Source organism: Roseateles terrae (assembly GCF_014192155.1).
GTDB classification, from domain to species: Bacteria; Pseudomonadota; Gammaproteobacteria; order Burkholderiales; family Burkholderiaceae_C; genus Roseateles; species Roseateles terrae.
Window position 1 is genome coordinate 38938 of sequence record NZ_JACHXO010000012.1, and the last position, 13785, is coordinate 52722.

The 13785-nt window shown below is 66.8% G+C and carries 6 protein-coding genes; 5 read left to right on the forward strand and 1 reads right to left on the reverse strand.

Annotated elements, in window-relative coordinates:
* Nucleotides 1-139: 139 nt before the first annotated feature.
* Nucleotides 140-586 carry a hypothetical protein gene (locus tag FHS28_RS23660; protein WP_246410522.1) on the forward strand — a complete coding sequence of 149 codons (447 nt, stop codon included), beginning with the start codon at nucleotides 140-142 and terminating at the stop codon, nucleotides 584-586.
* Here FHS28_RS23660 and yddG read toward each other — a convergent pair.
* On the reverse strand, nucleotides 498-1475 hold the full coding sequence (yddG, locus tag FHS28_RS23665) for an aromatic amino acid DMT transporter YddG (RefSeq protein ID WP_088454688.1): 978 nt from the start codon (nucleotides 1473-1475) through the stop codon (nucleotides 498-500). The genes FHS28_RS23660 and yddG overlap by 89 nt on opposite strands.
* Before the next feature lie 241 nt (nucleotides 1476-1716).
* Between yddG and FHS28_RS23670 the strand changes: the two genes are divergently transcribed.
* The 4 genes from FHS28_RS23670 (at nucleotide 1717) to FHS28_RS23685 (ending at nucleotide 13736) form a co-directional block, all read left to right on the forward strand.
* The gene (locus tag FHS28_RS23670) at nucleotides 1717-5514 is read left to right on the forward strand and encodes a response regulator (protein WP_088454687.1); all 3798 of its coding nucleotides are present in this window, start codon (nucleotides 1717-1719) and stop codon (nucleotides 5512-5514) included.
* Nucleotides 5515-5662: 148 nt separating this feature from the next.
* On the forward strand, nucleotides 5663-7222 hold the full coding sequence (locus tag FHS28_RS23675) for a methyl-accepting chemotaxis protein (protein WP_088454686.1): 1560 nt from the start codon (nucleotides 5663-5665) through the stop codon (nucleotides 7220-7222).
* A 21-nt stretch (nucleotides 7223-7243) separates the two neighbouring features.
* Complete coding sequence (locus tag FHS28_RS23680) at nucleotides 7244-9187, forward strand: hybrid sensor histidine kinase/response regulator (protein ID WP_088454685.1); 1944 nt, start codon at nucleotides 7244-7246, stop codon at nucleotides 9185-9187.
* Between the two features lie 4 nt (nucleotides 9188-9191).
* On the forward strand, nucleotides 9192-13736 hold the full coding sequence (locus FHS28_RS23685; protein ID WP_088454684.1) for a PAS domain S-box protein: 4545 nt from the start codon (nucleotides 9192-9194) through the stop codon (nucleotides 13734-13736).
* The last annotated feature ends 49 nt before the right edge of the window (nucleotides 13737-13785 follow it).

Here is a 13785-nt window from a genome sequence, read left to right on the forward strand (position 1 = left end):
GCGAATGAACGCTCAGGTCCGTTCGAGCGCTTCGGCCCGTCACAGCAGCTCGCGCGAGGGCGAAGATGCCGAAGGCGCTCCCAAACTGCTACGCGGCTTCTCCGTCATTCACGGACTGCTGGCGCTGCTCTTCATCTGCATGGCACTGCTGCTGCTCGTCATCGCGGCCAAGGGCACCTGGGAGGTACTGAGCACCGATCTCAACGACCATGCCGCGCAGCTGGTCATCGAATCCATGGGGGTGCTGGCCGCCGCGGTCGTGGCCCTGCAGATTGCGCAGACCATCACTGAAGAAGAGGTCATCCGCACCGCCCACATCAGCGCGCCCACGCGTGTGCGGCGTTTCCTCTCCCGCTTCATGGTGGTCATCGTGGTGGCCCTGGCCATCGAAGGACTGGTCGCCACTTTCCGCGCCTCCCATGAAGGCGAATCGCTGCTGCTGCATGCGGCCGCCATGGTCACCGCCGTGGGCATCCTCATGGGCGGCTGGGGCCTGTTCATCCGTCTGAATCGCTACGCCGAGGAACTGGAGCCGGAGGCAATGGAGGATGCGAAGGAGGAGGATGAGAAGCTGAAGGAGGATTGACGCGACGTCCGCCCCGGGTCGCCAGCCAGCACAGCAGCGATCCAGCGCAGACCATGCAGGCGCCCTGCCAGAACGACCAGGACAGCGGCGCCTGCAACACCACCGCCGCCAGCGCGGCGGACATCACCGGAATGAATTGCGAGGCGCCCGCCAGCACCGTGACATTGCCCCGCAGAATGCCCACGTTCCAGGCCGAATAGCCCAATGCCATGGCGCAGGACGACAGGCCCAGCCAGCCCAGCGCCTTCGGGCTCACCTGCATCGGCGGCTGTTCACCGAGTCCGAACTTGAGCCACAGCACGGCGGCAGAAGCCATGAAGAACAGCGTCACGCCGTTGCTTCCCTGCGCCAGCCGCGGCGTCACGGTGCAATAAGCAGCCCACAGCAGCGCTCCAAGCAGGGCCAGTCCGTAACTCAGCGGATTGCTGCGGACGTTCAGCAGCATCTGACCAAAGTCCAGCCCCTGATCGCCTCCCAGCACCTGGCACACGCCGAGCACGCCCAGCGCAAAGCCTGGCACGATCAGTGCATTCGAGCGCTGCCCATTGAAGAGAATGGCGGCGGTCATGGTCAGCGTCGGCCAGAGGTAATTGCACATGCCCACTTCAATGGCCTGCCGCCGGGAGCTGGCATACCCGAGTGACAGGGACAGGCACAGCTCATACGCCACAAATAGTCCGCCGCCCACCCAGAGGTAGCGCCGGGGCAGCGTCGACAGCCGCGTCGGGCCCAGTGTCAGCAGCAGCACCACCGAGGCACAGGTGTAGATCAGCGCCGCGCCGCCGGTGGGCCCGAAGCTTTCGCTGACGCTGCGCATCAGGCCGACGGAGGAACTCCAAAGCAGTATGGCCACCAGGCCGGTGAGGGTCGCGGATTGTCGTGATGGCATCGGGTTCGAATGGAGCCGAAGGAGGCGGAATGCAGCCGACAGGCCTCCATTGGTGTTGATCGGCGCCCGTCCGGCCGCCGAAGTGTAAGTTCCAGCTTTGTCATCCTCCCGTGGGGGGACGCCGACCGGAAAGACTGGACTCTCCCGTTCATTTCCCGGATCATCAATCCGGCTGCACTTGGACAGCAGAGGCGCCTTTGCATCTGTGACCCGACTCACCCTCCGAAACCGCGTCATTGGGTTGACCTTCATCGCCTTCTCCGTGCTGGGGGCGATGCTGGGCTGGCATTTGTACAGTGACGGTCAGGCCCGGGTGCAGGCGTCGGAAGAAAGCCATCTGGTTCGCGCCAAGCTGATCGCCGCCCGCCAGGACATCCTGGTGGAACGCGCCGATGCGCTGCTGGACACCTTGATGGCCGCCCCCATGCCGGCCGCCCCGGCCGGCATCGAGTTCTGCAACCGGCAGTTGGCCGCACTGCTGGCCAACGAGCGGGACTACGACCAGTTCGGCGTGACTGACGCCCAAGGCAATCGGATCTGCTCCGCGGTCGATCCAGGACGGGCCCTGAACTTCTCCGACCGCGTCTGGTTCCAGCGCGCCCTGACCACGCCAGACATCAGTGTCGGAGACATCACCATCAGCCGCACCATCGGCAGACCCACGGTCACCCTCAGCAAGGCCCGTCGCGACGGTGAAGGCAAGGTGATCGCCGTTTACTACGGCGGTCTGAACATGAAATGGCTGGAGCGCACCGTCAATGTGTCGGACCGCCTGCCGGAGGAAGCGCTGTCGGTCATCGACAGCCGGGGCGTGATCGTCGCGCGGTATCCAGACGTCGAGGGCTGGACGGGCACGCCGATTCCGTCCTCGGTGCTCAACCGGATTCAGGGCAACGAAGCCGCCGCCTTCGAAGCGGTGAACCGTTCTGGCCAGCGGCGTCTCATTGCCCATGTCCCCTTGCTGCGCACCACCAGTGGCAGCCATTACCGCCTGCTGCTCGCCTCGCCGATGGAGCTGATCGAAGCGCCCGCGCAGCGGGAGGCGATTGCCGCGTTTGCGGTGCTGCTGTCGGTGCTGCTGGGCACCGGCATTGCGCTGCTGATCGGCCTGAACCACTGGCTGGTGCGCCCGCTGCAGCATCTGTCGGCGATCGTGCAACGCCAGCGCGCAGGCGAGCGCGGCGCCCGTTCGGGGCTGCGCTACGCAGGCGATGAAATCGGCAACCTGGCCCAGACGATCGACGAATCCTCCGCCAAGATCGAAGAGCGCGAAGCCCGGCTGGAATCCTCCAACCGGGCGCTGCGGGTCCTCTCCGCGGGCAACCGGACGCTGCTGCAGCGGCACGACGAAGCCGCCCTGCTCAACCAGATGTGCAAGGCGATCATCGAGGCCGGCAACTTCCGCATTGCCTGGGTGGGTTATGCCGCCGATGAAGGCCCGGTGGAGCTGATGGCGATGTATGCCACGCAGCCGGAACTGCTGCATGCGCTCTATGCCACCTGGGACCTGGCGCGGGACGGCTCCGGCCCGGTGGGTCGCGCGCTGAAGGAAGGCGTCAAGCAGGTCTGGACCCGCAGCAGCAACAACCCGGCCGATGCCGCCTGGCGGACGGGAGCCCTGCGCCGCGGCTGCCTGGCCACCCTGTCCCTGCCCCTGGTGGTGGACGGAGAGACGATTGGCGTGCTGAATATCTGCGCGGCCGAAGAGCATGTGTTCGACGCCGGCACGCTGGACGTGCTGGAAGAAGCCTCGCACGACCTGTCCCTGGGCATCAGCGTCGCGCGTGCCGAGGTGCAGCGCCGCCATTACGAGGAACAGCTGCGACTGCACACCGACGATCTCGAGACGCTGGTCTCCACCCGCACTGCCGATCTGATCGACGCCCGCGAGAGTGCCGAGGTGGCCAACCGGGCCAAGAGCGCCTTCCTGGCCAACATGAGTCACGAAATCCGCACGCCGATGAATGCCATCATCGGCCTCACCCACCTGATGCGCCGCGACACCGCGCAGCCGCAACAGCAGGAGCGGCTGTTCAAGATCGAGCGGGCGGCCCAGCATCTGCTGCAGGTGATCAACGACATCCTGGACCTCTCCAAGATCGAGGCCGGCAAAATGGTGCTGGAGAGCCTCGAATTCTCCCGAGACGATCTGCTGTCCAGCGTGCTGGAGTTGGTCGGAGAAGAAGCCGCCCACAAGAAGCTGGAACTGGTGCTGGACACCGACCACCTGCCCGAGCGCATGCGTGGCGACCCGAAGCGGCTGGCCCAGGCGCTGATCAATCTGCTGGCCAATGCGGTCAAGTTCACCGAGCATGGCTGGGTCCGGCTCAAGGGCCATTTGCTGCAGGAAAAGGACGGTCGGCTGCAGCTGCGCTTCGAGGTGCGGGACTCCGGCATCGGCATTCCGCTGGAGCGCCAGGGTGCGCTGTTCAGTGCTTTCGAGCAGGCGGACATTTCCACCACACGCCGCTATGGCGGCACCGGCCTGGGCCTGGCCCTGACCCGGCGCATTGCCGAGCTGATGGACGGCAGCGTCGGTCTGGAAAGCCAGCCCGGCCGGGGCAGCACCTTCTGGTTCACCGCCTGGACAGAACGTGCCGAGCGGGCGGATCCGCTGCGCATGCGGGGCCGCCTGGAGGGCCGCCACGCCATGGTCGTCGACGACCTGCCCGAAGCGCTGGACGCGATCGGCGACGCGCTCAAGGTGCTGGGCATGTCGGTGGACGGCCATCTCTCCGGACCCAGCGCGGTCCGTCAGGCCGATGAAGACCTGGACACCGGCCGCGCGCCGGACCTGATCATCGTGGACTGGCGCATGGTGCCCTGGGACGGACTGCTGACCTTGCGCCGACTGCGGGAGGTCATGGGCGAAGCAATGCCGCCCAGCATCCTGGTGACCGCTTATGACGGCGATGCCATCCGGGATGAAGCGATGCAGGTGGGTTTCGGTGCGGTGCTGGCCAAGCCGCTGACGCCCACGTTGCTGCTGGACACCATTGGGCGACTGATCGCGCCGGCGGACGGCCGCGCGGGCACCCATCCCGGCGACGCTTCAAACGCACCTGCGGAGGATGCATCCTCAGACCGAGGACCACCAGAGACGCACGGCGAATCAGCGGAGGCGCCGGGTGTTCCGCACGGTTCCATGAAGGATGTCGGCGCGGAGGCGCGACGCGCTGTGGACACCGCCCGGCACTCGCCGGATGAAGCCAACCACCGGCCTGCATTCGATTCACTCACAGGCCCATCCCCGGCAGCGGCCCTGCCCGAGGATGACATCCTGCAGGCCCTGCGCCGCCGGCATGGCGGCCGCCGTGTGCTGCTGGCGGAAGACAACCCGGTCAATCAGGAAGTGGGCGAAGAGCTGCTGCGCTCGGCCGGTCTGCAGGTGGAGGTGGTGGACGACGGCGCAAGCGCAGTGGCCCGGGCCCGAGAGGTGGAGTTTGACCTGATCCTGATGGATGTCCAGATGCCGGTCCTCGACGGCCTCGCCGCCACCCGTGAGATTCGCGCCCTGCGCGGGCCCGGCGTGCCCATCATCGCAATGACGGCCAATGCCTATGGTGAAGACCGCCAGGCCTGCCTGGATGCCGGCATGAATGACCACATCGCCAAACCGGTGGATCCGGTGCGCCTGTACGAGGTACTGATGCGCCAGCTCAATGCGGCGGTGGGCGCGGTCCTGCCACGCGTTCCCGGTCTGGACCTGGTTCAAGCGCTGCAAAGCGTCGGTGGCAGCCATGCGGTGCTGCTGCGGGTGCTGCAACGCTTCGCCGAGGTCTATCCCCACGGCCATCCGGACCTGGCCGATGTCTCGCCGCACCAGCGGCGGGAGCGCTGGCGTCAGGCAGCCCATGCGCTGCGCGGGTCGAGCGCGACGCTGGGCGCCCGGGATCTCGAAGCCCGTTTGCAGGCGCTGGAAACCGCCATGCAGTCCGACCCCGATGTGTCGGAGCAATGGATGGACGCGGCAATCGCCTTGAACGCAGATGTGCAGAAGTTGTCGAATGACATCTCAATTGCGCTGGAAAGGCTTTGAACGCCAGTCGGATATCGCGACAAAACGCCGATTAGCGATCACGATACGCCTACAACAAGGCTGACACAGCCGACCGGAGTCCCCGCAGAGGTCTACCAAGGTCCATTCAGACAGCACGGCGCAACGCTGATGCACAGGGAGAACTGAGATGCAGGCATTGAAGGATCGGTCCATTGCGACCCGGATGCGGCTGGGATTTGCCTTGCTCATTGTGATGAGCATGGCGGTGGCCGGATTTGGTCGTGTGGCCCTGCGGCATGTGGGCGAACAGATGCACGAATTGACCAACAAGCATCTGGTCATCGTCACACTCCTCACCAATCTGAAGGACAACGTCAATGTGACGGCCCGCGTGGCCCGCAACATTGCATTGCTGACCGACCCCGCCGCCAAGCAGCGGGAGAAGGAACGCATCGACGCCAACCGGGCCTCGACCCAGGAGCTGCTCAAGCAATTGCAGACTCAATTGGCCGATCAGGCCGGCAGTGATTTGCTGGAACGCGTCACCCGGACGCGGGAGGCCTATGTGAAGGCCATCAATCCGGCGATCAAGCTGGGCATGGACGGCAACAACGAGGCAGCGCGTGACCTGCTGGTCGGCGATGTGAGCCAGGCACAGACGGCCTACTTTGGCGCCCTGGACGAGCTGGTCGCCACTCAGCGTCAGGCGATGGACGCCGCCCGCGCCGATGCCGATGTCACCATCGACCGGGCTGCCTGGTCGATGATTGCGCTGCTGTCGCTCTCTGCCGTGCTGGGCGCCAGCATTGCAGGCTGGATGGCGCGCAGTGTCACCCGGCCACTGCTGGCGGCCATGACCATCACCCAGCGCATCGCCAAGGGCGACCTCAGCACCCGCATCCAGGCGGAATCCCGCGATGAAGTCGGTCAGCTGATGACCTCGCTGCAGCAGATGCAGGAAGCACTGCGCCATCTGGTGGGCGTGGTCCGCTCCAGCAGCGACTCGGTGGCCACCGGCGCCGGCCAGATTGCCGTCGGTAACGGCGATCTCTCCCAGCGCACCGAGCGTCAGGCTTCGAGTCTGCAGCAGACCGCCGCATCAATGGAACAGCTCTCCGGCACGGTGAGCCACAGCGCCGACACTGCGCAGGAGGCCACCAGCTTTGCCACCGCCGCCAATCGGGCTGCGGAAAAAGGCGCGGACGTCATGGGCCACGTCATCCACACCATGACCAATATCAATGAAGCCAGCCAGCGAATTGGCGACATTGTGAGTGTCATTGACGGGATCGCATTCCAGACCAACATCCTGGCCTTGAATGCCGCCGTGGAGGCCGCCCGAGCCGGGGAGGCCGGACGCGGTTTCGCGGTCGTGGCCAGTGAGGTCCGCAGTCTCGCGCAGCGCTCCGCCACCGCTGCGCGGGAAATCAAGCAGCTGATCATCAGCAATGTGGAAACGGTGGAAGCCGGTTCCCGACTGGTGGATAGCGCGGGCACTAGCATGCAGGAAATCCGCGACCAAGTGGCCCGCGTGGTGGGCCTGATCAGCGAACTGGGCCAGACCTCCCAGGCGCAGAGCCGGGACATTTTGCAGATCAACAGTTCGGTCGCCCAATTGGACGAAACGACCCAGCAGAATGCGGCATTGGTGGAACAGTCCGCCGCCGCAGCCGACAGCCTCAGCCATCAGGCCCGCCTGCTGGTCGACGCCGTCAGCGCATTCAAGCTGGAAGCGGAGGCGACATGACCGTTCGACGTCGGGAGGGATATGGCCAAGCAGAAGTCGCTGTTGCTGGTGGACGATGACGCCGGCACCTTGCGCGTGCTGAGCAGGATCCTGACCGGATACCCGGACCAGCGCCTGGCCACGTCCGGCGAGCAGGCCCTGGCGCTGGCGCGGTCGCGCTGTCCGGACCTGATGCTGATCGACATGGAGATGCCCGGCATGTCGGGCACGCAGCTCTGCTCGATGGTGAAGAACGATTCCGCGCTCGCCCATGTGCCGGTGCTCTTTGTCACCAGTGATGACCGGGAAGCCACCCGCCTGGAAGCGCTGCAGCTGGGCGCGGCGGACTTCGTGCGCAAGCCCATCGTGGCCGAGCAGCTGCAGGCGCGGGTCGCTGCCGTGCTGCGGACCGTGGCCGAAGTGGAGCGGGCCAAGACGGAAGCCACCCAGGCCGCCCTGCATGAGCCGGAGGTGCTGCGCGCCGGTCCGTCCCGGCTGCTGGTGGTGGGCAGTGATCCGCTGGAAGTCTCCGGACTGCATGAGACGCTCGAAGGCATCGGTGAAGTCCGCACCGCCGATGCGCGGGACCTGGTGATGATCATGGTGCTGGTGCGCACCTGGCGGCCGGATCTGGTGCTGGTGGACACCGCTTCCGAAGGCCGGGAGGAACCCGGTTTTGATCTGTGCCGGCTGTTCAAGGCGGCGCCCACCCTCAGCCATGTGCCCATCGTCTTTGTCAGCCGTCAGGCGGAGGGTTTTGATGAGACGCGGGCACTGGCGCTGGGTGCGGCAGACATCCTGGCCCGGCCGTTTTCCGGCACGGTGCTCAAGGCCCGGGTGCGCAACCTGCTGGAGCTCAAGCGTCGCACCGACATCGAGCTGGCGATGGCAGCCTCCCAGGGGCAGCGCCTGCAGGCCGATCGCCTCGCCGCAGTGGTGGAAGGTGCCTCGGATGCCATCATCACCATCAATGCCAGCGGCGATATTGCGCTGATGAACGCTGCCGCCGGCCGCCTGCTGGCGATGGACCCGCTCGGCTCCACCGGTCGGCCGGCCGCGGATGTGCTGGGGGCCCGCCTCCCGGGCCTCGACCTGACCCAGCCGACCTCCGGCCACCGGGTGCTGTTGTCCCGTTGTGACGGCACGGAGGTGCCCGCTGAAGTCTCGATCTCCACCGTCGGCGACGGGAGCCTGCGCCTGACCACCCTGATGTGCCGCGACCTGACCGACCGGGAGCGGCTCGCCGCCGAGTCCAGTGCGCGGGCCGCCGCGGAAGCGGCCAACAAGACCAAGGCGCTGATGATCTCCTACGTCGCCCACGAGATCGGCAATCCGCTGAACTGCATCCTCGGCTTTGCCCAGCTGCTGGCGGGCGACCGGGTCGCCCCGCTCAACGCCACGCAGGCGCAGCGGGTCGCGATGATCGAGGCCGGCTGCACGCAGCTCTCCGCGCTGATGAACGATCTGAGCGCACTGGGCCATTTCGAGCTGGGGCAGCTGTCGGTACAGCGCGGGCCCATCCAGGTCCTGGCGGTGCTGGACAGTGCGCTGCACACCACGTCGGGTCTGGCCGAGCAGATGGGTGTGACGCTGGTCCAGTCCTGCCGCATTCCGGCCGACCAGCAGGCCCTGGGTGATGGCAACCGGCTGCGGCAGTGCCTGGTCAATCTGCTCAGCAACGGCATCAAGTACAACAAGCGCGGCGGCCAGGTGTCGGTGGCGCTGCAGGTGCAGGATCATCGGCTGGAGATTTCCATCTCCGACACCGGCATCGGCATGCGTCCCGAGCAGATCGAGCATCTCTATGAGCCCTTCAATCGGCTCGGCCTGCAGGGCAGCCGCCTGCCGGGCACCGGGCTGGGACTGGTGGTGACCCGCCAGCTGATCGATGCCATGGGCGGCCACATGACGGTGACCAGCCGCCCGGGGGAAGGCAGCTGCTTTACGCTGACACTCTTGCTGGCCGAGGACCTGCTGACCCACTGACACCATGCGCAAGGTCCCCCAGAGCCGCTGGAATTCCTTCGCCAGCCGAGATGCCCTGATCGGCCTGCTGATCGGCTTCCTGCTGGCCGTCGCGGCCGTGATCTGGCAAATGCAGCAGAACCAGGACATCATCGCCACCCGCAGCCGGGCGCTGGCCCAGGAGGTGGCGGACCAGGTGCAGGACCGCATGCGCAGTTATGAATACGGGCTGCGGGGCGCACGCGGGGCGATCGCTGCGGCGGGTGTGGACCGGGTGACGCGGGAGGACTTCCGGCGGTACGCCCTGACCCGAGACATCGCGAAGGAGTTTCCGGGGGCCCGCGGCTTCGGCTTCATCCGCCGGGTGGCGCGCGATCAGCTCGCGGACTTCAGCGTCCGGGCCCGGCACGACGGGGCACCCGCCTTTGCGGTGCATACGCTGGGACCCAACGACGGCGAAGCGTTTGTCATCCAGTACATCGAGCCCCAGGAGTACAACGCCGCGGCCGTTGGACTGGACACCGCCTCCGATCACAGCCGCCGTGAGGCGGCGGTGCGCTCGATGTCGGAAGCGCGGGCCATTCTCACCCGTCCCCTCACCCTGGTGCAGGCGCAGGGCAAGCAGCGCCAGTCCTTCCTGCTGATGCTGCCCATCTACAACACACCCGTGCCGCCGCAGACGGAAATCGGCCGCCAGAGCGCCACAATCGGCTGGGCCTACGCACCGCTCAGTGTGGACGATGTCCTGAACAACCTCGACAGCCGTCCGGAGTTCTATGACCTCACGCTGCGGGATGTGGATGCGCTGGTCGATCAGGCCCACGCCGCGCCGTTCTTCTCCACCGTGCTGGAGGGCACGCCACGGCGCAGCATCGGGCCCACCCGGCTGATCCTGGACATCTACGGCCGGCGCTGGGAAGCCGAGATCCAGCCGACCGACAGCTTCGTGCGGTCGCTGGGGCTGCGGTCTCCGGTGGAGGTGGCGGTGGAAGCCACGCTGGCCGCCCTGCTGCTCGCCAGCATCGCCTGGTTCTACGGACAGTCCAAGCAGCGCCAGCAGGAGCTGCGGGCGGAGCAGGCGCGCCGTGCCGCAATGGTGCAAGCCTCGTCCGACGCCTTGATCGGTGTGTCGCTGGATGGACGGGTGATGTCGTGGAATCCCGCCGCCAGCGCACTGTTCGGCTACAGCAGTCAGGAGGCGATCGGTCAGCCCCTGGACTTCCTGATCGTGCCCGACTCCCACAAGGAGGATGCGGCAGCGATCCACGACCGGCTGCGCATCGCCACCTCCGTGCCAACTTATGACACGGTCCGTCGGGACCGCACCGGGCGCGAGTTTGATGTCGCCATTTCGATGACGCCGCTGCCCAGCGATGACGGCGAAGTCCTCGGCATGCTCAAGACGGTCCGGGACATCAGCGAGACCAAACGGGCCGAGCGGCAATTGCAGCGGCTCACCCGCGAGCTGGAAGACAAGGTGAAGGAGCGCACCGCCAGTCTGGAAGCGGCCCAGCGGGATCTGCGCAACATTCTGGATGCCCTGCCCTCCATGGTGGGCTACTGGGACAAGCATCTGCGCAACCGCTTTGCCAACCGTGCCTACCGCACCTGGTTCGGCCTCGACGAAAGCCAGATGGCCGGCCGCACCATGCAGGAGCTGCTCGGCACCGACCTCATCACCCGCAACCGCGCCCACATCGAAGGCGCGCTGCGCGGGGAGCCGCAGACCTTCGAGCGCAGCATTCCGCGGCCCGATGGCCAGGGCGCGCGCCATTCGCTCGCCCATTACCTGCCGGACGTGGTGAACGGCAAGGTACAAGGCTTCTACGTGCTGGTGCATGACGTCACCGAACTGCGCGAGAGCCGCATGGCCGCGGCGGACAGCCATGCCCGCCTGGCGCTGGCCACCAGCGCGGCCGGCATTGGCGTCTGGGAATACGACCTGATCGACGGATCGGCCGCCTGGGACGAGCGCATGTATGCGCTCTACCATCTGGACCCGCGCAGCGGCCCGCAGGCCGATCAGTTCTGGCGGGAGCTGATTCATCCGGACGACCGGGGGCAGGTGGATGCCAATCTGCAGGACTGCCTGCACGGGCGCCGTAACTTCAACATGGAGTTCCGCATCCGCTGGCCCAATGGCGAGATCCGGCACATCCGCGCGGTGGCGCGTGTGGAGCCGAATCCGAACGGGCCGTCCCGCCGCATGATCGGCGTGAACTGGGACGTCACCGACCAGAAGCGGGCTGAGCTGGAACTGGTGGAAGCCTCGTCACTGCTGCGCACGGTGCTGGAGTCGGCCTCCGAGGTCTCGATCATCGCGACCGACCGCGACTTCGTCATTCGTGTCTTCAACTCCGGCGCGGAGAAGATGCTGGGTTATCAGGCCGCCGAAGTCATCGGCCATGCCACGCCCGGGCTCATCCATGTGCCCGCCGAAATCAAGGCGCGGGCGAAGACGCTGGGTGAGTCGCTCGGTCGCCGCATTGCGGGGGAGCAGTACTTTCGCGAGCCCGCAGCCCACGGTCAGACGATGACCTGGACCTATCGTCGCAAGGATGGGTCGTCGCTGCCGGTTTCCCTGGTCATCACCGCGATGAAGGACCGCCAGGGGCAGCTCCTGGGCTATCTCGGCATTGCGCACGACATCAGCGCCCAGCAGCGGCATGAACGGATGCTGATGGAAGCCAAGGCGTCCGCCGAGCAGGCCAACCGCGCCAAGAGCCAGTTCCTGGCCAACATGAGCCACGAGATCCGCACGCCGATGAATGCGGTGATCGGGCTGGGTTTCCTGCTGGAGCAGACCCGGCTCAACGGCCAGCAGTCCGAGCTGCTCACCAAGATGATCCGGGCCAGCCAGCATCTGCTGGGCATCATCAATGACGTGCTGGACCTCTCCAAGATCGAAGCGGGCGAGCTGGGCATCTCGACCCAGCCGTTCGCCCCGGCGGAACTGGTGGACTATCTCGTCGACGTGATGAAGGTGCAGGCCCAGCAGAAGGGCGTGAGCCTGACGCAGCAGGTGCCACAGGCGCTGCCGCCGCTGGTGATGGGGGATTCCCTGCGGGTCAACCAGATCCTCACCAATCTCCTGGGCAACGCCATCAAGTTCACCGACGCCGGCCAGGTGCGGCTCAGCATCGAGCGGCTGCCGGCAGACGAAGGCCAGGTGCGACTGCGCTTCGAGGTGGAGGACACCGGCATCGGCATCGCACCGGAGGCCGCCGAGCAGTTGTTCCAGCCCTTTGCGCAGGGGGACAGCTCCATCACGCGGCGCTTCGGCGGCACCGGGCTGGGCCTGTCCATCGTGAAGCAGCTGGCGGAGCTGATGGGCGGCCAGGTGGGATTTTCCAGCCGGCCGGGCCTTGGCAGCCGCTTCTGGGTCGAACTGCCCTTCCCGCTGGCGGACCCGCAAAGGGTCGCCCCACCGGCACTGCACACCAGCACGGCGCGGGATGCGCTGGCGGGCGTGACGGTGCTGGTGGTGGACGACAGCGAGATCAACCTGGAAGTGGCGAAACGGATTCTGGAATCCTGTGGCGCAGGCGTGGCGCTGGCCACCGATGGCCGCGATGCGGTGGACTATCTGCGGGAGCATGCCGCCCATTGCGACCTGGTGCTGATGGACATCCACATGCCGGTGATGGATGGCATGACCGCCACCCGCATCATCCGCCAGGATCTGGGCCTGGCCGAGCTGCCCATCGTGGCCCTGACCGCAGGCGCGCTGGCCAGTCAGCGCCAGGAGGCCCGCTTTGCGGGCATGAACGATTTCATTGTCAAACCGTTCCAGCCGGCCGAGGTGATCGACTGCATCACGCGGCTGGTGAAGCGGGTGCGCACGGCCCGGCCGGCCCCGTCCGCCGGCGAGGCTGCCGAGCAGTCGGATCCGTTGGGAGATTGGCCGGAGATCGAGGGCATCAACTCGGCGGATGTCCGACAGCGGCTGGACGGCGACCACACGCTGTTCCTGGCCTTGCTGGGCATGCTGTTGAAGGACCATCCGGTACTGCCCCTGCCGGGCGCTGACGGCGAGGACATGCCCGCCCTGGCCGCCCGCCTGCACAAGCTGCGGGGCAGTGCCGGCAACGTAGGGGCCAGTGCGGTGGCGGCCACGGCCACACTCGCGGAGACTGCGTGCCGGCACGGTGATCTGCAGACCGCCACCGGCCACGTGATCCGGCTGAATGAGCAATTGGCAGCGCTGGCAACGGCGGCAGCGCCTTCGCTTCGCGCCTCCCTGGGCACGGGTCGTTCCGACCCGGGTGGTGCGGATGGTGCAGGCGGTGCGGGTGGCGCGGCTGGGGCGGCTGGGGCGATCGACGGGCCGCCTCCCGCTCTTGCGGCGCTGGTGCAACTGCTGGCGGACCAGCAGGCGGAGGGCCTGCACACCTTCGACACCCTGGCCGACAGTCTTCGGGCCACACTCGGCGACGAGCGCTTCGCCCACCTCCGGTCGCTGGTGGACGATCTGCGGCTGGCGCAGGCGGCTGAGCTGTTGGCCGGATGGCTGCAGCCCCCCGCGGGCGCTCCGGCTGCGATGAAGACACCCGTCCAGGACCTTCCCTGAATGCCCGGTCTTGCGTCTGATCCGAACCCGCTGCAGCCCATCGCCACAC